General features: G+C 59.0%; 16 protein-coding genes. 11 read left to right on the plus strand and 5 right to left on the minus strand.

The features are described 5' to 3' along the window. Window positions 1-565: 565 nt before the first annotated feature. Window positions 566-1,708 (plus strand): 4-phosphoerythronate dehydrogenase PdxB, encoded by a 1,143-nt coding sequence (pdxB, locus tag BI292_RS04500; RefSeq protein WP_101207133.1) that lies wholly within the window; start codon window positions 566-568, stop codon window positions 1,706-1,708. A 176-nt stretch (window positions 1,709-1,884) separates the two neighbouring features. Here the strand turns inward: pdxB and BI292_RS04505 are convergent, their stop codons facing one another. Then, a complete protein-coding gene (locus BI292_RS04505; RefSeq protein WP_092270786.1) occupies window positions 1,885-2,064 on the minus strand; it encodes a PA1571 family protein in 180 nt (59 codons plus the stop codon). Between the two features lie 333 nt (window positions 2,065-2,397). On the opposite strand from BI292_RS04505, the gene BI292_RS04510 reads away from it, so the two are divergent. Continuing rightward, window positions 2,398-4,185, plus strand: coding sequence for an ABC transporter transmembrane domain-containing protein (locus tag BI292_RS04510; protein WP_101207134.1), 1,788 nt, complete (start codon window positions 2,398-2,400; stop codon window positions 4,183-4,185). Window positions 4,186-4,315: 130 nt separating this feature from the next. Here BI292_RS04510 and BI292_RS04515 read toward each other — a convergent pair whose 3' ends face one another. Continuing rightward, window positions 4,316-6,244 (minus strand): transglycosylase SLT domain-containing protein, encoded by a 1,929-nt coding sequence (locus BI292_RS04515; RefSeq protein WP_101207135.1) that lies wholly within the window; start codon window positions 6,242-6,244, stop codon window positions 4,316-4,318. Between the two features lie 213 nt (window positions 6,245-6,457). Here BI292_RS04515 and BI292_RS04520 point away from each other — a divergent pair, with 213 nt between their 5' ends. Then, the gene (locus BI292_RS04520; protein WP_101207136.1) at window positions 6,458-8,374 is read left to right on the plus strand and encodes an ATP-binding cassette domain-containing protein; all 1,917 of its coding nucleotides are present in this window, start codon (window positions 6,458-6,460) and stop codon (window positions 8,372-8,374) included. Between the two features lie 190 nt (window positions 8,375-8,564). Here the strand turns inward: BI292_RS04520 and BI292_RS04525 are convergent, their stop codons facing one another. Further along, window positions 8,565-9,002, minus strand: coding sequence for a universal stress protein (locus tag BI292_RS04525; RefSeq protein WP_092270773.1), 438 nt, complete (start codon window positions 9,000-9,002; stop codon window positions 8,565-8,567). Between the two features lie 104 nt (window positions 9,003-9,106). Between BI292_RS04525 and BI292_RS04530 the strand changes: the two genes are divergently transcribed. The 7 genes from BI292_RS04530 to BI292_RS04560 all read left to right on the plus strand — a co-directional run bounded on the left by BI292_RS04530 (window position 9,107) and on the right by BI292_RS04560 (window position 17,670). Further along, window positions 9,107-9,544 (plus strand): hypothetical protein, encoded by a 438-nt coding sequence (locus BI292_RS04530; RefSeq protein WP_092270770.1) that lies wholly within the window; start codon window positions 9,107-9,109, stop codon window positions 9,542-9,544. Window positions 9,545-10,185: 641 nt separating this feature from the next. Beyond that, window positions 10,186-12,333: a fatty acid oxidation complex subunit alpha FadB gene (gene fadB / locus BI292_RS04535; protein ID WP_092270767.1), complete on the plus strand. Its 2,148-nt coding sequence runs from the start codon at window positions 10,186-10,188 to the stop codon at window positions 12,331-12,333. A 32-nt stretch (window positions 12,334-12,365) separates the two neighbouring features. Continuing rightward, on the plus strand, window positions 12,366-13,541 hold the full coding sequence (gene fadA, locus BI292_RS04540) for an acetyl-CoA C-acyltransferase FadA (RefSeq protein ID WP_007944141.1): 1,176 nt from the start codon (window positions 12,366-12,368) through the stop codon (window positions 13,539-13,541). 99 nt (window positions 13,542-13,640) lie between these two features. After that, window positions 13,641-13,877 (plus strand): DUF1653 domain-containing protein, encoded by a 237-nt coding sequence (locus BI292_RS04545; protein ID WP_092270764.1) that lies wholly within the window; start codon window positions 13,641-13,643, stop codon window positions 13,875-13,877. Between the two features lie 114 nt (window positions 13,878-13,991). Continuing rightward, window positions 13,992-16,619 (plus strand): type I DNA topoisomerase, encoded by a 2,628-nt coding sequence (gene topA, locus BI292_RS04550; RefSeq protein ID WP_092270761.1) that lies wholly within the window; start codon window positions 13,992-13,994, stop codon window positions 16,617-16,619. 142 nt (window positions 16,620-16,761) lie between these two features. Further along, window positions 16,762-17,286 (plus strand): DUF6586 family protein, encoded by a 525-nt coding sequence (locus BI292_RS04555; RefSeq protein ID WP_101207137.1) that lies wholly within the window; start codon window positions 16,762-16,764, stop codon window positions 17,284-17,286. Window positions 17,287-17,436: 150 nt separating this feature from the next. Continuing rightward, window positions 17,437-17,670 carry a hypothetical protein gene (locus BI292_RS04560; protein WP_092281450.1) on the plus strand — a complete coding sequence of 78 codons (234 nt, stop codon included), beginning with the start codon at window positions 17,437-17,439 and terminating at the stop codon, window positions 17,668-17,670. Between the two features lie 92 nt (window positions 17,671-17,762). Here the strand turns inward: BI292_RS04560 and sulA are convergent, their stop codons facing one another. Both sulA and lexA read right to left on the minus strand, forming a co-directional pair. After that, window positions 17,763-18,236 (minus strand): SOS-induced cell division inhibitor SulA, encoded by a 474-nt coding sequence (gene sulA / locus BI292_RS04565; RefSeq protein WP_092270755.1) that lies wholly within the window; start codon window positions 18,234-18,236, stop codon window positions 17,763-17,765. 10 nt (window positions 18,237-18,246) lie between these two features. After that, window positions 18,247-18,855, minus strand: coding sequence for a transcriptional repressor LexA (gene lexA, locus BI292_RS04570; RefSeq protein ID WP_092270751.1), 609 nt, complete (start codon window positions 18,853-18,855; stop codon window positions 18,247-18,249). A gap of 229 nt (window positions 18,856-19,084) precedes the next feature. On the opposite strand from lexA, the gene BI292_RS04575 reads away from it, so the two are divergent. After that, complete coding sequence (locus BI292_RS04575; RefSeq protein ID WP_092270749.1) at window positions 19,085-19,792, plus strand: TetR/AcrR family transcriptional regulator; 708 nt, start codon at window positions 19,085-19,087, stop codon at window positions 19,790-19,792. Window positions 19,793-19,865: the final 73 nt, after the last annotated feature.

Here is a 19,865-nt window from a genome sequence, read left to right on the forward strand (position 1 = left end):
TGGCAACGGGGCGGGTAACGGAAGTCAAGGGCGTAGCGTCCAGGAAAATGTGATGCGCAAGGGCCGCGCATTCTACCCGTTGACGCACTGGTCAGGAAAACAGCTGTGTTGGGGATTTGTAATCGTCTTTTGAACGCCACGGGATTCCCGATGGTGAGGTTGTTTCCTGGGACCAAGCTTTCGTTTGATGAGGTTTTTGCCGGGAGAAGGATTCCCTGTAGTGAGGTTATTTGCTGGGACAAAGCTTCCGTTTGATGAAGTTTTTGCCGGGAGAAGGACTCACTGTAGTGAAGTCATTTGCTGGGACGAAGCTTCCTGTGGCGAGGGGGCTTGCCCCCGTTGGGTCGCGAAGCGGCCCCAGCGTCCTTTCAGAAACCGAGGGGTTTGAATCAGCGACTGCTGCGCAGTCGAACGCGGGCAAGCCCCCTCGCCACAGCAAGCCCTCTTCTCCACAGCAAGCCTCCCTCGCCACAGGTGTGGATGCAGTCTTTGCAGATCCGCAATGCTTGCTGGCTCAGCATGGTCTTCTGCAACTACACTGCCGATCCGCCTAAGGAGCCTCGCCATGCTGATTGTTGCCGACGAAAATATCCCGCTGCTCGATGCCTTTTTCCAGGGTTTCGGCGAAATCCGCCGGGTGCCGGGGCGTTCCATCGACCGCGCCACGGTCGAGCAGGCTGACGTTTTGCTGGTGCGCTCGGTGACCAACGTCAACCGCGCATTGCTCGAAGGCAGCAACGTCAAGTTTGTCGGCACCTGCACCATCGGCACCGATCACCTCGATCTGGATTACTTCAAACAGGCCGGCATCACTTGGTCCAGCGCTCCCGGCTGCAACGCCCGCGGCGTGGTCGATTACGTGCTCGGCAGCCTGCTCACCCTCGCCGAAATCGAAGGCGCCGACCTGACCCGCCGCACGTACGGCGTGGTCGGCGCCGGCGAGGTCGGCGGGCGTCTGGTCAAAGTGCTGCAAGGCCTGGGCTGGAACGTGCTGGTCTGCGATCCGCCACGACAAGCGGCGCAGGGTGGCGATTTTGTCAGCCTCGAGCAGATCATCGAGCAGTGCGACGTCATCAGCCTGCACACGCCGCTGAAGAAACACGGCGCGCAATCGACGTGGCACCTGTTCGATCACGCACGTTTGAATCAACTCAAGCACGGCGCCTGGCTGATCAACGCCAGCCGTGGCCCGGTGGTCGACAACGCGGCGCTGCGTCGCGTGTTGCTCGAACGCGAGGACCTGCAAGCGGTGCTGGACGTCTGGGAGGGCGAGCCGGAAGTCGATGCGGCGCTCGCCGAGCTGTGCGTGTTGGCGACGCCGCACATTGCCGGTTACAGCCTCGACGGCAAACAGCGCGGCACGGCGCAGATTTATCAGGCGTATTGCGAGTTTCTCGGTCAGGCGCCGCAGGTCAGCCTCGCCGATTTGCTGCCGGCGCCATGGTTGTCGCAGGTGACTGTGCACGCTGACAGTGATCCGGCGTGGGCGCTGGCGATGATTTGCCGTGGGGTCTACGACCCGCGCCGCGATGACGCGGATTTCCGGCGCAGCCTGGTCGGCACGGTGAGCGAGCAGCGCGCGGCGTTCGATGCGCTGCGTAAACATTACCCGGCGCGCCGGGAGATTGATGGGTTGCAGGTGCGGATTGAAGGCGATTCGCCGATGTTGCGCCAGATGGTGGCGGCATTGGGTGCAACGGCTGTCTGAGACCGGGTTAGCCCAATCGCGGGCAAGCCTCGCTCCCACAGGTTTTGCGCTGTAGGAGCGAGGCTTGCCCGCGAACGGCCGCACCACAATTCCCAATGTCCACCCATAAAAAACCCGGCCAACCTGGGCCGGGTCAAGAAGACGTTGGCTACATCACTTTTATTCGGCAGGCTTGATCACTTCTGTTCGGCAGGCTTGACTAAGCGCTTTTCCAGTTCGCGGCACGCGTCCTGGATCATGCCTTCAGTGATCGGTACTTCGCGGCCCTGCTCATCGATAATCGAGCAACCCAGAGACTGGTCGGGCTGTGTGCGGATCACTTCAATCTTGTCTTCGCTGCAGTGTTGCAAGGACATGGCCTGTCTCCTCATCAGGTTGTGTGCTTACTCTAAAACCGCCAAGTGACCGCGCTGTGACAACTCCCTGCGGTCCTTCCAGAGCGGCATTGACAGTCCACCAGAAATGCTCCGGCGTTACCACCGGCACTTTAGACCGATAGCATCTAGCCGCTAGCGTCGGCGGGCATAATTAACCTGACTCATTGTGATTTACAGAGTTCCACCTAATTAATAGTTCCGCCTAATTGATAGCTGCGCCTGATTGATAGCTGCTCCTGATTGATGGTCCTTAGGAACTGTATGTAACCGCTGGCCCCTGAAACCGCTGCAACCGCGAATCTGGATAACCCAATGCTCTCTTCCCGTCACCGCCGCGCACTTCGCCTGACCAGTCACTTCCTCGCGCCGTATCGCTGGCCGGCGGTTGGCGCGTTGCTCGCGCTGATCGTCACGGCCGGCATTACCTTGTCGATGGGGCAGGGCATTCGCCTGTTGGTCGATCAGGGGTTCATGACGCAATCGCCGCACCTGCTCAACCAGTCCATCGGCTTGTTCATGGTCTTGGTTGCAGGGCTGGCGGTCGGCACATTTGCACGGTTTTATCTGGTGTCGTGGATCGGCGAGCGAGTGGTCGCGGACATTCGTCGTCAGGTGTTCAACCATTTGGTGTACCTGCATCCGGGCTTCTATGAAGACAACCGCAGTTCCGAGATCCAGTCGCGGCTGACCGCCGACACCACGCTGTTGCAATCGGTGATCGGCTCCTCGCTTTCGCTGTTTCTGCGCAATCTGCTGATGGTGATCGGCGGCATCGTGCTGCTGTTTATCACCAATCCCAAGCTCAGCAGCATCGTCGTGATCGCATTGCCGTTGGTGATCGCGCCGATCCTGATCTTCGGCCGGCGGGTGCGTAGCCTGTCGCGCGAGAGCCAGGACCGGATTGCCGATGTCGGCAGCTACGTTTCCGAAACCCTCGGCCAGATCAAAACCGTGCAGGCCTACAACCACCAGGTTCAGGATGAAAAACGCTTCGCGCTGACTGTGGAAGAAGCGTTCGCCACGGCGCGCAAACGCATCGTCCAGCGCGCCTGGCTGATCACGCTGGTGATCGTTCTGGTGTTGGGCGCGGTCGGCGTGATGCTCTGGGTCGGCGGCATGGACGTGATCGCCGGGCGCATCTCCGGCGGTGAACTGGCGGCGTTCGTCTTCTATAGCCTGATCGTCGGCAGCGCCTTCGGCACCCTCAGCGAAGTCATCGGCGAGTTGCAGCGAGCCGCCGGTGCGGCCGAGCGAATCGCCGAACTGCTGCGCTCGGAAAACATCATCCAGCCACCGAGCACGGGGCTGGTGACGTTGCCCGAACGCGTGCAAGGCAATCTGCAACTGCAAGAAGTGCGCTTTTCCTACCCGTCGCGTCCCGAAAGCTTCGCCGTCGACGGCTTGAATCTGACCATCAATGCCGGCGAAACCCTTGCGCTGGTCGGGCCGTCCGGCGCCGGAAAATCCACCGTTTATGATCTGCTGCTGCGATTTTATGACCCCGCCGAAGGACGCATCCTGCTCGACGGCGTGCCGCTGACCCAGCTCGATCCACTCGACCTGCGCCGCTGCTTTGCGCTGGTCTCGCAAAACCCGGCGCTGTTTTTCGGCAGCATCGAAGAAAACATTCGTTACGGCAACCCGTCCGCCAGCCTCGCCCAAGTCCAGGAAGCGGCAAAAATCGCCTACGCCCACGAGTTCATCGAGCAAATGCCTAACGGCTACCAGACCCACCTCGGCGACGGCGGCCTCGGTCTGTCCGGCGGCCAGCGCCAACGCCTGGCCATCGCTCGCGCGCTGCTGGTCGACGCGCCGATCCTGCTGCTCGACGAAGCCACCAGCGCGCTCGACGCACAAAGCGAACACCTGATCCAGCAAGCCCTGCCAAGCCTGATGAAAAACCGCACCACACTGGTCATCGCCCACAGACTGGCCACCGTGAAGAACGCAGACCGCATCGCGGTAATGGACCACGGGAAATTGGTGGCGGTGGGCACGCATCAGGAGTTGGTGGCGAGTAATGCGTTGTATGCGCGGTTGGCGGCGTTGCAGTTCAGTGATGGTCGAGATGCGCAGCCCGACCCGCTAGCGACCAAGTAACCGACCAAGTAACCGACCAAGTAACCGTCTAAGTAACCGTCTAAGTAACCGACCAAGTAGCGCCAGAAACAAAAATGCCCGCATCAACCGATGCGGGCATTTTTTTGCGTTGCCGCGTCAGATCAAAACATCATTGATCGTCGAAGTAGCGTTCATGCCAATCCACCAGCGGCTGCGGCGAGTTGAGTTTCTGGCCGTAGATCACTGAGTACGACAACACGTTTTGTACGTATTGGCGGGTTTCGTCGAACGGAATGCTTTCCACCCAGACGTCGAAGCTCAGGTGGTCGGCGCCGCGCAGCCATTGGCGCACGCGGCCGGGGCCGGCGTTGTAGGCGGCGGAGGCGAGGACGCGGTTGCCGTTGAATTGGCTGTGGACCTGGCTCAGGTAGGCGGCGCCGAGCTGGATGTTTTTGTCCGGGTCGAGCACTTGCTGCGGCGAGGCCAGGGGAATGCTGAACTTGCGCGCGGTTTCCTTGGCGGTGCCGGGCATTAGCTGCATCAGGCCGCTGGCGCCGACGCCGGAGCGGGCGTCGTCCATGAAGGCACTTTCCTGGCGAGTGATGGCGAACACCCAGCTCGAATGCAAACCACGAACCTTGGCTTCACGCACCAGTGTTTCGCGGTGAGCCATCGGGAAACGAATATCGAGGTCGTCCCAATACTGCGCCTGACTGATGGTACGGATCGCCGGGAAATACCATTTCAGGTCGTAAGCCAGTTTGGCCTGCGCGACCATCTCGTCACGGTTGAAATGACGGCTGACGTGATACCACTCGCGACGGCCATCGACGATCTGCCCGCGCGCATGGAACTCCAGCGCGCGACGCACGCCCGGCGTATTGCGCACTTTATTGATCAGTGCCTGGCTGAGCACCAGCGGCTTGTTGTTCAGCGAATAAGACGATTGCGAGCGGTCGGCGGCGAGGAAACCGTAGAAATCACGTTCGCGCGCCAGGCCCTTGTACAGCGTCTGCGCTTCCGGGTTTTGCGGTTGCGCCAATTCCAGACTGCGGGCCTGCCAGTAGCGCCAGCGGTTGGTCGTGGCGAGGTCTTGCGGCAAGCGCCGGGTCAACTGATAAGCGTCGTCCCAGCGGGCGAGGCGCAGCAGCAGGCGCATGCGCCATTCGGACACGGTGTTGTCGCGCAGTTCCGGGTCGTACTTGGTCATCATGTCCAGCGCGCGCGGGTCGAAACGCTTGGCCAGGGTCAGGCCGATTTCCCGGGCGATCGCGACTTTCTCGTCGCGGGAGAAATGCATGCTGCTGGCATAGCCGTCGAGCATGGCCATGGCTTTGTCCGGATCCTGGCGCGCGAGACGGCGCAAGCCGAGGCTGACAATGTCGGACATCGGCTCGTCGGCCGGGATAAAACGCGAAGGCTGATTGAGCTGTTCCGGTTTTTGCGCCACGTCCACCAACAAGCGTCCGCGCGGGGCGAGGGTGGTCAGGCCGCTGACCAGGCTGTTGGCCAACGGATAGTTGCGTGCCTGAGCGGCAAGCTTGGTGCGTTCCCAGCGTTTCTGTTCAGTCAGTTGACCTTCGGCGGCCCAGATGCCGAACAGGCCATCGCACGCGGCGGGCAGCGATTTGCCGGTCAGCCAGAGTTTTTCGGCATTGGCATAACCAGCGGTTTTCTGGTTATGGCCAATCTGATACTGCGCGTTCAGGCAGTCGAGCTCGGTGAAGTTGAGCTTGGGATCGTAATACTTGACGAAGGTCGCCCAGTCGCCGCGATCGGCCAGCCAGCGCAACCAGCGCAGCTTCATCCAGTTGGCCTGGGGCAGGTCACCGTGCTCGGCGAGGAATTTCTCGATTTCGGCGTTGCTCGCCGATTTCAGGCGCGCCGTCAGTTCGTCATAGGCCAGGTACGGCTCAAGCGGATAATCGCTGAGCGCCTGGCTGTAACGGAAATACGGGCCTGTGTCGCCCTTGGCCAAGGCACGCTTGGCTTCATCGTAATACTGGCGTTGGGTTGACAAATCCACGGCCTGGACTGATTGGGCGGCAGTGGCGGAAAGAAGCAAACACGAAAAAAGACTGAAAAGGCGACTGCGCATGAGACATCCGGGCAGAAAAATCATGACAAGTGCCGACATCATCAGCACTGAATAATCTGTAGCTTAGCCTTTTGCCAGCAACGGGCGAAAGCTTTGCTGGCCTGTCAGCGCAAGATCGCAACATTTGTTATGCAGAGTGCTTCGAAGGTGAAATTGCCGGCCTTCTGAAGCCTCAAGTCAGGTAGAATGCGCGCCCGGTTTTTGGAGAAGCTCATGACCCTGCTCAAATTCAGCGATGTGTCCCTTGCTTTCGGCTCTACGCCGTTGTTGGACAAGGTGTCCTGGCAGATCGCCCGTGGAGAGCGGGTGTGCATCATCGGCCGTAACGGCACTGGCAAGTCCAGCATGATGAAGCTCGTCAAGGGCGACCAGAAGCCCGATGACGGCTCCGTTTGGCGCGCACCCGGCCTCAAGATTGGCGAATTGCCGCAAGAATTGCCGGTAGCCGACGAGCGGACCGTGTTCGACGTAGTGGCTGAAGGCCTGGACGGTGTTGGCGAACTGCTTGCGCAGTACCACCACCTGAGCCAGAACATCGTCACCGACGCCGATCTGGACAAATTGATGCACGTCCAGCACGACCTCGAAGCCCGCGACGGCTGGCGTTTGCAGCAATTGGTCGACAGCACTTTGAGCCGTCTGCAATTGCCTGCCGACAAGACCCTCGCCGAATTGTCCGGTGGCTGGCGTCGTCGCGTCCTGCTGGCGCAGGCGCTGGTTTCCGAACCTGACCTGCTGCTGCTCGACGAACCGACCAACCACCTCGACATCGGCGCAATCGCCTGGCTCGAAGAAGCGTTGAAGGATTTCCAGGGCGCCGTGCTGTTCATCACGCACGACCGTTCCTTCTTGCAGAACCTCGCCACGCGCATCCTCGAACTGGATCGCGGCGGCCTGATCGACTGGAACGGCGACTACGCCAGTTTCCTCGTGCACAAAGAAGCCTCGCTGGCCGCTGAAGACACCGCCAACGCGCTCTTCGACAAAAAGCTGGCCCAGGAAGAAGTCTGGATCCGCCAGGGCATCAAGGCGCGCCGCACCCGTAACGAGGGCCGCGTCCGCGCCCTGAAAGCATTGCGCAATGAGCGCAGCGAACGTCGCGAGCGCACCGGCAAAGCCAATATTCAGCTGGACACTGCCGACAAGTCCGGCAAGCAGGTCATGGTCCTTGAGAACGTCAGTTTTGCTCATCCGGGCGGCCCGTTCCTGATCAAGGATTTCTCGATGGTCCTGCAGCGCGGCGACCGTATCGGTCTGCTCGGCGCCAACGGCACCGGCAAGACCACCTTGCTGAAACTGATGCTCAATGGTCTGCAACCGACCAGCGGCACAGTGGAAGAGGGCACGCGCATCGACGTCGCTTACTTCGACCAGTTGCGCCATCAGCTCGATCTGGAAAAAACCGTGATCGACAACGTGGCTGAGGGTCGTGACTTCATCGATATCGATGGTCAGAGCCGTCACGTGTTGAGCTACCTCGGCGACTTCCTGTTCAGCCCGCAGCGTGCCCGCACGCCGGTGAAAGCCTTGTCCGGTGGTGAGCGCGCGCGTCTGTTGCTGGCCAAACTGTTCAGCAAACCGGCAAACCTGCTGGTACTCGACGAACCGACCAACGACCTCGACGTGGAAACCCTCGAACTGCTGGAAGAGGTCTTGCTGACTTTTAACGGCACTGTGCTGATGGTCAGCCACGACCGGGCATTCCTCGACAACGTGGTCACCAGTACTCTGGTCTTCGAAGGTGAAGGCAAGGTTCGCGAATACGTTGGTGGTTATCAGGACTGGCTGCGTCAGGGCGGTTCGCCGCGTCTGTTGGGCGTCACCGAGAGCAAATCCGGCAAGGCTGACTTGAACTCTGCAGTGGTCACGGCCGAAGTGGCGCCGGTGCCTGCAGTGGAAGCGCCAGTGGCGAAGAAGAAGCTCAGCTACAAGTTGCAGCGTGAGCTGGAGATGTTGCCGGCGCAGATCGAAGCAATGGAACAGCAGATTGCGGCGGTTGAAGCACAGATGGCCGATGGCGGTTTCTACCAGCGCCCGGCCACCGAGACAGCGGCAGTGATTGCTCAGCTTGAGCAATTGCAGGCTGAACTCGAAGTCATGGTCGAGCGTTGGGCCGAGCTGGATGCCTGATTGACCCTGCAATAAAAAAGCCCGGCGTTCAGAGATGAACGCCGGGCTTTTGCTATGCAATGCGATCTACAGGAAGAACATAGATCCAATGTAGGAATGAGCCTGCTCGCGATGAGGCCTGACAGTCAATTTGGTGTTGACTGTCAAGACGCCATCGCGAGCAGGCTCACTCCTACAGGGTTTAGTGTTATCAGCTTTTGACCAGGCGCACCGCGAGCACATCGCAAGGCGCACCGTGCAGCACGTCGTTGGCGGTGGAGCCAAGCAGCAAGGCCAGGCCGTGTCGCCCGTGGCTGCCGACCACGATCAGGTCGCAGGTCTGTTCCTTGGCCAGGTGATGGATTTCCTGGCGCGGCTGGCCGTAAGTCAGGTGGCTGTACTCTTTGGACAGTTCCGGGTATTTCACGATCAGCCGGTCAAGGCGTTCCTTGGCCTGATCGAACTGTTGCTGTTGCAGTTGTGACAGGTCCATAGGTACGTCGCCGCCGAAGGCCATCGCCATCGGCTCGACAATGTGCACCAGGGACAATTTCGCGCCGTTGCTTACCGAGAGCTCGCGAGCGCGGTGGATTACAGGATCGCACTCTTCGGTTAGATCTACGGCGACCAGAATATGGTGGTAGGGCATGAGGTGCTCCTCCTGAGGATTGCAATGTTGGTAAGTATGGCTGGTTTCAAGCGCAATGGTTCCAAAGTGACACATCGCGCTCATCAAGAATCGGGAGTACAGATATGACGGTCTGGATAGTGGTGTCAATCCTGCTGGTAGTACTGAGTCCGCTGGCATGGTTGCGGCCGTCCCGCCATCAGAGCGGCCGCATGGCGTTGCGCATGGAAGCGCGGCGCATCGGGCTGGCCATGCAACTGGCGCCGCAGGAGTGGCCGCACTGGCTCAGCCAGGAGCCGCCGAGCCCGTGCGCGCAGTACCATCGGCCGCGGCGAGGCAACCATCCGAAGTGCTGGAGTTATTGGCAGAAAGCGCCGGGCGTGTGGGTCAATCAATGGCAGGAAGCTTGTGAAGATCCGCTGCTGCTCAATCATTTCGAAAAATTGCCGGACAACGTCTACAAGGTCGAAGCCGACAAGCAAATGATCACGCTGTACTGGGGCGAGAAGGGCGAAGCCGAGGTGTTGCAGCACATCGATGCAACGCTGAAAGCCCTCGCCTGACACCGTCGCAATCTGTAGCAGCTGCCGAGCCTGCGAGGCTGCGTTCGGCTGCGCAGCAGTCGTCATCGTGTTCTGAGATTACGACGACTTCGTCGCCGAACGCAGCCTCGCAGGCTCGGCAGCTGCTACAGGGTTTTGTCCATTTAGTGGGCAATAAAAAGCCCGACATCATCATCGGGCTGGGTTGGCCAGGCAGGCCGGAAACCTTTTTGTGGCGCTGATCTTGTGCCAGGCATTCGCCATTCGCGCTCAGTTTTTGCTGATCGTCCCGCCAGCGTAGCTGCTTCCTCACCGCTTGCCGCGAATTAGGGCGACTTTTCTAACTATTGATTCTATGAATGGCTTGGCATGCGACAGGCTGTCGCAGACGCTGCGGTTGTGGAAGTGACCGGAAAGTCGCGTTTCAACCCGCATTTTGGGCGATTGACAATTGCCGGAAATTCCGTGAAGGTGGCGTACCCAAATCAAACGGGCGTATGAATTGAGCGTTTGTCTGTCAGAGCGCTCCTACAGAATCCCGACTATCGCGTTGGCGGGTGTGCCGGGTGGATTGGCGTTAGCATCGACGAAAAGCGTCCTGCCAAGCCATTCGCCTGCGTCCGACGTGTACTGTTCAGCTTCCATATCGTGGAGATCAGTTGATGATTTACGAAGGTAAAGCCATCACGGTTAAGGCTCTTGAAAGTGGCATCGTCGAACTGAAGTTCGATCTCAAGGGTGAGTCCGTCAACAAGTTCAACCGTCTAACCCTGAATGAATTGCGTCAGGCCGTAGACACCATCAAGGCAGATGCTTCGATCAAGGGTGTGATCGTCAGCAGTGGCAAGGACGTGTTCATCGTCGGCGCCGACATCACCGAATTTGTCGAGAACTTCAAGCTGCCTGATGCAGAGCTTGTCGCTGGCAACCTCGAAGCCAACAAGATTTTCAGCGATTTCGAAGACCTCAACGTCCCGACGGTCGCCGCGATCAACGGTATCGCCCTCGGTGGCGGTCTGGAAATGTGCCTGGCGGCGGACTACCGCGTCATGTCGACCAAGGCCAAAATCGGTCTGCCGGAAGTCAAACTGGGCATCTACCCAGGCTTCGGCGGCACTGTGCGCCTGCCGCGCCTGATCGGTGCCGACAACGCCATCGAGTGGATCGCCGCCGGTAAGGAAAACCGTCCTGAAGACGCGCTGAAAGTTGGTGCCGTCGATGCCGTGGTTGCTCCTGAGAAATTGCAGGAAGCCGCTTTGGAGCTGATCAAACGCGCCATCTCCGGCGAGTTCGATTACAAAGCCAAGCGTCAGCCAAAACTTGAAAAACTCAAGTTGAACGCCATTGAGCAGATGATGGCCTTCGAAACCGCCAAAGGTTTTGTGGCGGGTCAAGCTGGCCCGAACTACCCGGCGCCGGTTGAAGCGATCAAGACGATCCAGAAAGCTGCCAACTTCGGTCGCGACAAAGCGCTGGAAGTTGAAGCCAACGGTTTTGTGAAGCTGGCCAAGACCTCCGCCGCGCAGAGCTTGATCGGCCTGTTCCTGAACGATCAGGAGCTGAAGAAGAAAGCCAAGGTCTACGACGAAATCGCCAAAGACGTGAAGCAGGCTGCCGTATTGGGCGCCGGCATCATGGGTGGCGGTATCGCTTATCAGTCGGCCTCCAAAGGTACGCCGATCCTGATGAAGGACATCAACGAGCACGGCATCGAGCAGGGTCTGGCAGAAGCCGCGAAACTGCTGGTGGGCCGCGTTGATAAAGGTCGCATGACCGCGGCGAAAATGGCTGAAGTGCTCAACGGCATTCGTCCGACCCTGTCCTACGGTGACTTCGGTCATGTCGACCTGGTTGTTGAAGCCGTTGTCGAGAACCCGAAGGTCAAGCAAGCCGTACTGGCCGAAGTTGAAGACAAGGTCAAAGAGGACACCATCCTCGCGTCTAACACCTCGACCATTTCCATCACCTTGCTGGCCAAAGCCCTCAAGCGTCCGGAAAACTTCGTCGGCATGCACTTCTTCAACCCGGTGCACATGATGCCGCTGGTTGAAGTGATTCGTGGCGAGAAGTCCAGCGAGTTGGCCGTTGCCACCACCGTTGCCTACGCGAAGAAAATGGGCAAGAACCCGATCGTCGTCAACGACTGCCCGGGCTTCCTGGTCAACCGCGTGCTGTTCCCGTACTTCGGCGGTTTCGCCAAGCTGGTCAGCGCCGGTGTCGACTTCGTACGAATCGACAAGATCATGGAAAAATTCGGCTGGCCAATGGGCCCGGCATACCTGATGGACGTGGTCGGCATCGACACCGGTCACCACGGTCGTGACGTGATGGCTGAAGGTTTCCCGGATCGCATGAAAGACGATCGCCGCTCGGCCATCGACGTGCTCTACGAAGCCAAGCGCCTGGGCCAGAAGAACGGCAAGGGTTTCTACGCTTACGAGACCGACAAGAAGGGCAAGCAGAAGAAAGTCGCCGATCCTTCGGTGCTGGAAGTGCTCAAGCCGATCGTTTACGAGCAGCGCGAAGTCACTGACGAAGACATCATCAACTGGATGATGATCCCGCTGTGCCTGGAAACCGTGCGTTGCCTGGAAGACGGCATTGTCGAAACCGCCGCCGAAGCCGACATGGGTCTGGTCTACGGTATTGGTTTCCCTCCATTCCGTGGCGGCGCGCTGCGCTACATCGATTCGATCGGTGTTGCCGAGTTCGTTGCCCTGGCTGACCAGTACGCTGATTTGGGCGCGCTGTACCACCCGACCGCGAAGCTGCGTGAAATGGCCAAGACTGGCCAACGGTTCTTCGGTTAAGCGTCCCAACTTTTGAGCGAGAGTGAAATTTTATGAGCTTGAATCCAAGAGACGTCGTGATTGTCGACTTCGGTCGTACTCCGATGGGCCGCTCCAAGGGCGGCATGCACCGCAACACCCGCGCCGAAGACATGTCGGCGCACCTGATCAGCAAATTGCTGGAACGCAACGTCAAGGTTGACCCGAACGAAGTCGAAGACGTGATCTGGGGCTGCGTCAACCAGACCCTGGAGCAGGGCTGGAACATCGCGCGCATGGCGTCGTTGATGACACAGATCCCGCACACCGCTGCCGGCCAGACCGTCAGCCGCCTGTGTGGCTCCTCGATGAGCGCTTTGCACACTGCTGCGCAAGCGATCATGACCGGCAACGGTGACGTGTTCGTCGTCGGCGGCGTCGAGCATATGGGTCACGTGAGCATGATGCACGGTGTCGATCCGAACCCGCACATGTCGCTGTACGCGGCAAAAGCCTCGGGCATGATGGGCCTGACCGCAGAAATGCTTGGCAAAATGCACGGCATCACTCGCGAACAACAGGACGCTTTCGGCGTGCGCTCGCACCAGCTCGCTCACAAGGCGACCCTGGAAGGCAAGTTCAAAGACGAAATCATTCCGATGCAGGGCTACGACGAGAACGGTTTCCTGAAACTGTTCGACTACGACGAAACCATTCGTCCGGAAACCACCCTGGAAAGCCTGGCGGCTCTGAAGCCAGCGTTTAACCCTAAGGGCGGCACCGTGACAGCCGGTACTTCGTCGCAGATCACCGATGGTGCTTCGTGCATGATCGTGATGTCGGCGCAGCGTGCACAGGACCTCGGCATTCAGCCGATGGCGGTGATTCGCTCGATGGCAGTGGCGGGCGTGGACCCGGCAATCATGGGTTACGGCCCAGTGCCAGCGACGCAGAAAGCCCTGAAACGTGCGGGCCTGGGGATCAACGATATCGACTTCTTCGAGCTCAACGAAGCTTTCGCTGCACAGGCTCTGCCAGTGCTGAAAGATTTGAAAGTGCTCGACAAGATGAACGAGAAGGTTAACCTGCACGGCGGCGCAATCGCCTTGGGTCACCCGTTCGGTTGCTCCGGTGCACGTATCTCCGGCACGTTGCTGAACGTTATGAAGCAGAATGGCGGCACCTTCGGCGTAGCTACCATGTGCATTGGTCTCGGCCAAGGCATCTCTACCGTCTTCGAACGCGTTTAAGCGTCTCGTTGATGGAAGCCGGGGCCAAGTGCCCCGGTTTTTGTTTTTCTGAAATTATTTTTTATTTTTATTTGAAAAGATTTGAGCGAGGGCCGAAGCATGCCGATACAACCTGGGCTCTACCAACATTACAAAGGTCCGCAATACCGTGTATTTAATGTCGCGCGGCATTCCGAGACCGAAGAAGAAGTGGTGTTCTACCAAGCCCTGTATGGCGATTACGGCTTTTGGGTGCGTCCCTTGAGCATGTTCCTGGAGTCGGTCGAGGTTGACGGCGAACAGGTCCCACGCTTTGCTTTGGTGCAAGCCGAACCGAGCCTTTTTTCCAAGCCATAAGCTGAGTGCGCGCGATACCCTGCGCTTGACCTCACCTTGTAGCCACTATATATAGCGGTGCCGCGTCAGGCGCCAACCGCCTTTCACTTCTAGAATTCAGGAATTTTCTGATCCATGGGCAAATCGCTGGTCATTGTGGAATCCCCGGCTAAGGCCAAGACCATCAACAAGTATCTGGGTAACCAATACGTGGTGAAGTCGAGTATCGGCCATATCCGAGACCTGCCCACCAGCGGTTCGGCTAGCGCCAGCAAAGAGCCAGCCGCCAAGCGCGGCAAGGCTGCCGCGGGTGAAGGTCCGGTGCTCACGCCGAAAGAGAAAGCGCGCAAGCAGCTGGTCTCGCGCATGGGCGTCGATCCCGATCAAGGCTGGAAAGCCAAGTACGAGATCCTTCCGGGCAAAGAGAAAGTCATCGAAGAGCTGCGCCGGCTCGCCAAAGATGCTGACACCATCTATCTCGCAACCGACTTGGATCGCGAGGGGGAAGCCATTGCCTGGCACCTGCGCGAAGCCATCGGTGGTGACGACAGCCGCTACAAGCGCGTGGTGTTCAACGAAATCACCAAGAAGGCGATTCAGGAAGCTTTCTCCAAACCGGGTGAGCTCGATATCGACCGTGTAAATGCCCAGCAGGCGCGTCGTTTCCTCGACCGCGTGGTGGGTTACATGGTTTCGCCACTGCTGTGGGCCAAAGTCGCTCGCGGCTTGTCGGCCGGTCGTGTGCAATCGGTTGCGGTGAAACTAGTGGTTGAGCGTGAGCGTGAAATCCGCGCGTTCAACCCGGAAGAGTACTGGGAAGTTCACGCTGATCTCGGCACCGCGAAAGGCGCCACCGTGCGTTTCGACGTGGCTCGCGAGAAGGGCGAGGCGTTCAAGCCGCTCAACGAAACCCAGGCCATGGCCGCGCTGGAGAAGCTCAAGTCTTCCAGCTACAGCATCGTCAAGCGTGAAGACAAACCGACCAGCAGCAAGCCGTCGGCGCCGTTCATCACGTCCACTCTGCAACAGGCCGCGAGTAACCGCCTGGGCTTCGGGGTGAAGAAAACCATGATGATGGCTCAGCGTTTGTACGAAGCGGGCTACATCACTTACATGCGTACCGACTCCACCAACCTTTCGGTTGATGCCGTGGCGATGGCGCGTACTTATATTGAAGGCGAGTTCGGCAAGAAGTACCTGCCGGAGAACCCGAACGTCTACAGCAGCAAGGAAGGCGCACAAGAGGCTCACGAAGCGATTCGTCCCTCCGACGCCAACACCGAGCCAAGCAAGCTGTCGGGCATGGAGCGTGATGCCGAGCGGCTCTACGAGCTGATCTGGCGCCAGTTCCTCGCTTGCCAGATGCTGCCAGCGCAGTACCTGTCGACCACGGTGACCGTGGGTGCCGGTGATTTCGAGCTGCGTGCCAAGGGCCGCATCCTCAAGTTCGACGGTTATACCCGCGTGATGCCGCAAATCGCCAAGCCGGGTGATGACGACGTGCTGCCAGACATGGCTCAGGGCGACGCGATGAAGCTGATCAAGCTTGATCCGACCCAGCACTTCACCAAGCCGCCAGCGCGTTACTCGGAAGCGAGCCTGGTTAAAGAAATGGAAAAACGTGGCATCGGTCGTCCTTCGACCTATGCGGCAATCATTTCGACCATCCAGGATCGCGGCTATGTCGCGCTGCACAACCGTCGTTTCTATTCGGAAAAGATGGGCGACATCGTCACCGAGCGTCTGGCCGAGAGCTTCTCCAATCTCATGGACTACGGCTTCACCGCCGGCATGGAAGAGAACCTCGATGATGTGGCCCAGGGCGAACGCGACTGGAAAAACGTGCTAGACGAGTTCTACGGCGACTTCAAAAAGAAACTCGAAGTAGCCGAAAGCGCTGAAGGCGGGATGCGCGCCAACCAGCCGGTCATGACGGATATTCCGTGCGTGGTGTGCGGCCGTCCGATGCAGATTCGTACTGCATCGACTGGCGTGTTCCTCGGCTGCTCGGGCTACAGCCTGCCGCCGAAGGAGCGCTGCAAGGCCACCGTCAATCTGGTGCCGGGCGATGAAATCGCTGCGGACGATGAAGGCGAATCGGAATCGCTGGTCCTGCGCGGCAAGCACCGTTGCCCGATCTGCAGCACGGCGATGGACGCTTACTTGCTGGATGAGAAGCGCAAGCTGCACATCTGCGGTAATAACCCGGATTGCGACGGCTACGAGATCGAAGAAGGCAACTACCGGATCAAGGGCTACGAAGGTCCGAGCCTGGAATGTGACAAGTGCGGCAGCGAGATGCAGCTCAAGACTGGCCGTTTTGGCAAGTTCTTCGGTTGCACCAACCCGACGTGCAAGAACACCCGCAAACTGCTGAAGAGCGGTGACGCGGCGCCGCCGAAGATGGACCCGGTGAAGATGCCTGAGCTGAAATGCGAAAAGGTCAACGACACCTACATCCTGCGCGACGGCGCTTCCGGCCTGTTCCTGGCGGCGAGCCAGTTCCCGAAAAACCGCGAGACGCGTGCTCCGCTGGTGATCGAGATTGTGCCGCACAAGGATGAGATCGATCCGAAGTACCACTTCCTCTGCGAAGCACCGAAGAAAGATCCGGACGGCCGTCCAGCGGTTATCCGCTACAGCCGCAAGACCAAAGAGCAATACGTACAGACCGAAGTCGACGGCAAGCCTACTGGCTGGAAAGCGTTCTACGACGGCGGCAAGTGGACTGTTGAAGACAAGCGGACCCCCGCGAAGGCGTAAACAGCCGCTGCACTGAAAAGGCCGCATGATGACCCTCGGGTTTTCATGCGGCCTTTTTGTTTTGGGCTTGCGGTCGGCAGAGCTGATCCACGACACTGTCCGACCTGCGTGAAGCAATTATTTCGTTGTGGAGGCTGCCGTCATGGCCCACGAACTCTATACCCGTACCAACCAGAAGATTTATTTCGCCGGCCTGTCGCTTGAAGCGCTGGCCAGGGCCGAAGAGGGGCGGGCGATGAACTCGCTGGCGCTGATCCAGGCCGGGCGCGAATCCGCGCTGTTTCACCTGTACGGTGCGTTGCTCGGGTTGTGCCATGAAATCGCCGGTTTCTACCGTTTACCTCAAGCCAATGCGCCCCGGGCCGAGATGCTGTTGACCCGAGAAGTGCTGGACGCCATTGCCATTCCGGAAATGGCCGAGATGATCGAGTTGGCGGGTAATCCGGAAACCTGGCTGGCCAAATTGCTCGCGGCCCACGCCGCTCTTTTCCAGCCGCCACGGGTGCCACACAAACCCAAGGGCGATGTGACGCAGCCGCTGATCATGGCAGTCAATTTGGACGAAGAAGAGGCACCGCAAGAGCTGAGTCGCGAGGAGTTGGAGAGCTGGCGCCAGAACCTCAAGAGCTTGGCAATTCGCTTCCGTGAAGGTTTGAACGAGTGCTAAGGGACTGACGATGTAATGGAGCAGCCGTTCGGCTCTCCATTCAGGGATGAGCGCAACAGATATTTCTTCGCAATGACTGCTGGTCAAGATACCGAGCGAAGCCTGGCCGATGCCTATATAATCCCCGCCTTTCGTGGAGAACAGACCTTTATGCCAACGTCCTTTCTAGAAATTGTCGAGTTACCAGACGGCCGAATCGAGCTGCGCAGGGCCGAGGACGAGGGTTCTCTGGTTACTTTGGATTTCTCCGAGGATGCCAAGGCGTTCCTGCAAGGTAATCATGTGGAAGTCGCCAAGGCGATGCTGAGTGTCGGCGTGCAGATGGCCGGTCGCATGGTTGATGGTGAATTCAACAAAGATGAAGAGCCGCGGATCCTGCACTGATCCCGCTCGTCGGTTACTGCTGATCCCGTCTCAAGTCGGCTTCTCTATCCTTGGAGAAGCCCGGCGCCGTTTCAGGCGCGCATGCTGGTCAATCAACCCAAGCGAATATTCAGGCTCTGAGCGTCCCCAATGCGGGCGGCGCTGATCAACTGCTGCCGTGTGGCTGTGTTCAGCGGGTTTAGCCAGCTGACTACCGTGTGACTGCGGCCCAGTCGCAACGCTTCGCACGTCAGCTGTTGCGCACTCTGAGCGCCGCGCGGTTGCAGCAGCAGAATGCGTTCGCGGTTCAGCCCGGCGTCCCGCAGCCAGGCCTGGGTCAGGCTGGCGGGCGGGGCGATCAGCGTCAGCCATCGTGCGTCCTGGTCCTGGCTCAATTCTCGGAGAATCGGCGCCAGAAGATTCAGGCAGCTCCCTGCTGCACCACGCAGCGACAGCTCGCTGAAAACATCGGGCTCGGCGCTCCAGGGCGACTCGACCACGTCTTTCAGGATCGGCGCCAGCGGTTGGGCCATGAACGCCTCGAACAACGGCAATTGGGCTTGCTGTGGTGTATGTGGGAACTGCATAAAGCCTCCTTTAGCGGCGAATCACGCCGACACTCAAGCCTTCGATCACCAGTTCCTGATCTTTCAGGTTGACTTCAATTGGGGCGAACTCAGGGTTTTCGGCAATCAGCCAGACCTTGCTGCCATCACGCTTGAAGCGCTTGACGGTGACTTCATCGCCAATCCGCGCTACCACGATCTGGCCATTGCGGGCTTCACGAGTGGTGTGCACGGCCAGCAGATCGCCGTCGAAAATGCCGACGTCTTTCATGCTCATGCCGTGGACTCGCAACAGGTAGTCGGCACGGGGATGGAAGAAGGTCGGATTGATGTTGCAGGACTCTTCGATGTGTTGCTGCGCGAGGATCGGCGCGCCGGCGGCGACACGGCCAATGATCGGCAGGGTCGATTCGTCAGCCTTGGCTTCGAAACCGGGAATACGAATACCGCGAGAGGCGCCAGGCGTCATCTCGATCGCGCCCTTGCGAGCCAGGGCCTTGAGGTGTTCTTCGGCGGCATTGGGCGACTTGAAACCCAGTTCCTGGGCGATTTCCGCACGAGTAGGCGGGTAGCCGTTATCGTCGAGGCAGCGTTTGATGAAGGCCAGAATCTCTGCTTGGCGTGGCGTCAGCTTTAGCATATTGATCGCTCTGTCTTTTTATACAGTGACTGGGATTATATACAGTGAATTGCGCTTGGCAATGCCCGTTTTTTTGCGCGCCGCTGGACGGTCGTTTACCCGGCCCGTTGAAGCGTTGCGGTTGTATGGTTAAATAGCTGACCGACCATTCCCAAAACGAACCCTCAGGCTTGACAATGCCTGGGCTGAAACGTATGTTTCAAACAAGTGTTTGTCAGGCGGAGTAGCCATGGCCCAGTCGGAAACCGTTGAACGCATTCTCGATGCTGCCGAGCAGTTGTTCGCGGAAAAAGGTTTTGCTGAAACCTCGTTGCGTTTGATTACCAGCAAGGCTGGGGTCAATCTGGCGGCGGTGAATTATCATTTCGGCTCCAAGAAGGCGCTGATCCAGGCGGTTTTCTCGCGCTTCCTCGGACCTTTCTGCCTCAGCCTCGATAAAGAGCTGGAGCGCCGTCAGGCCAAACCGGAAAACAAACCGACCCTCGAAGAGCTGCTGGAAATCCTCGTCGAGCAAGCCCTCGTCGTGCAGCCTCGCAGCGGCAATGACCTCTCTATCTTCATGCGTTTGCTCGGTCTGGCGTTCAGTCAGAGCCAGGGTCACTTGCGGCGTTATCTGGAAGACATGTACGGCAAGGTCTTCCGTCGCTACATGATGCTGGTCAACGAAGCCGCTCCGCGTATTCCGCCGATCGAACTGTTCTGGCGCGTGCATTTCATGCTCGGCGCTGCCGCGTTTAGCATGTCCGGGATCAAGGCTTTGCGCGCGATTGCCGAGACCGATTTCGGCGTCAATACCTCCATCGAACAAGTGATGCGCCTGATGGTGCCGTTCCTCGCTGCTGGCATGCGCGCCGAAACCGGCGTGACCGACACGGCCATGGCCACCGCGCAGCTTCGTCCGCGAAGCAAATCGGCACCGCTTGCCGCCAAGGTTTAACCGCACACGGGTGGGCGCGGCAGCTGACATCCGCTAAGCTAGCCGCCCATGCCGACTCTCGTTCTGAACCCGC

The sequence above is a fragment of the Pseudomonas sp. 43NM1 genome, assembly GCF_002836905.1.
Taxonomy (GTDB): Bacteria; Pseudomonadota; Gammaproteobacteria; order Pseudomonadales; family Pseudomonadaceae; genus Aquipseudomonas; species Aquipseudomonas prosekii.

Excerpts from the sequence above, each read along its gene's own strand:
- pdxB (WP_101207133.1), top strand. The coding sequence starts at position 566 with ATGCTGATTGTTGCCGACGAAAATATCCCGCTGCTCGATGCCTTTTTC.
- BI292_RS04505 (WP_092270786.1), bottom strand. The coding sequence starts at position 2,064 with ATGTCCTTGCAACACTGCAGCGAAGACAAGATTGAAGTGATCCGCACA.
- BI292_RS04510 (WP_101207134.1), top strand. The coding sequence starts at position 2,398 with ATGCTCTCTTCCCGTCACCGCCGCGCACTTCGCCTGACCAGTCACTTC.
- BI292_RS04515 (WP_101207135.1), bottom strand. The coding sequence starts at position 6,244 with ATGCGCAGTCGCCTTTTCAGTCTTTTTTCGTGTTTGCTTCTTTCCGCC.
- BI292_RS04520 (WP_101207136.1), top strand. The coding sequence starts at position 6,458 with ATGACCCTGCTCAAATTCAGCGATGTGTCCCTTGCTTTCGGCTCTACG.
- BI292_RS04525 (WP_092270773.1), bottom strand. The coding sequence starts at position 9,002 with ATGCCCTACCACCATATTCTGGTCGCCGTAGATCTAACCGAAGAGTGC.
- BI292_RS04530 (WP_092270770.1), top strand. The coding sequence starts at position 9,107 with ATGACGGTCTGGATAGTGGTGTCAATCCTGCTGGTAGTACTGAGTCCG.
- fadB (WP_092270767.1), top strand. The coding sequence starts at position 10,186 with ATGATTTACGAAGGTAAAGCCATCACGGTTAAGGCTCTTGAAAGTGGC.
- fadA (WP_007944141.1), top strand. The coding sequence starts at position 12,366 with ATGAGCTTGAATCCAAGAGACGTCGTGATTGTCGACTTCGGTCGTACT.
- BI292_RS04545 (WP_092270764.1), top strand. The coding sequence starts at position 13,641 with ATGCCGATACAACCTGGGCTCTACCAACATTACAAAGGTCCGCAATAC.
- topA (WP_092270761.1), top strand. The coding sequence starts at position 13,992 with ATGGGCAAATCGCTGGTCATTGTGGAATCCCCGGCTAAGGCCAAGACC.
- BI292_RS04555 (WP_101207137.1), top strand. The coding sequence starts at position 16,762 with ATGGCCCACGAACTCTATACCCGTACCAACCAGAAGATTTATTTCGCC.
- BI292_RS04560 (WP_092281450.1), top strand. The coding sequence starts at position 17,437 with ATGCCAACGTCCTTTCTAGAAATTGTCGAGTTACCAGACGGCCGAATC.
- sulA (WP_092270755.1), bottom strand. The coding sequence starts at position 18,236 with ATGCAGTTCCCACATACACCACAGCAAGCCCAATTGCCGTTGTTCGAG.
- lexA (WP_092270751.1), bottom strand. The coding sequence starts at position 18,855 with ATGCTAAAGCTGACGCCACGCCAAGCAGAGATTCTGGCCTTCATCAAA.
- BI292_RS04575 (WP_092270749.1), top strand. The coding sequence starts at position 19,085 with ATGGCCCAGTCGGAAACCGTTGAACGCATTCTCGATGCTGCCGAGCAG.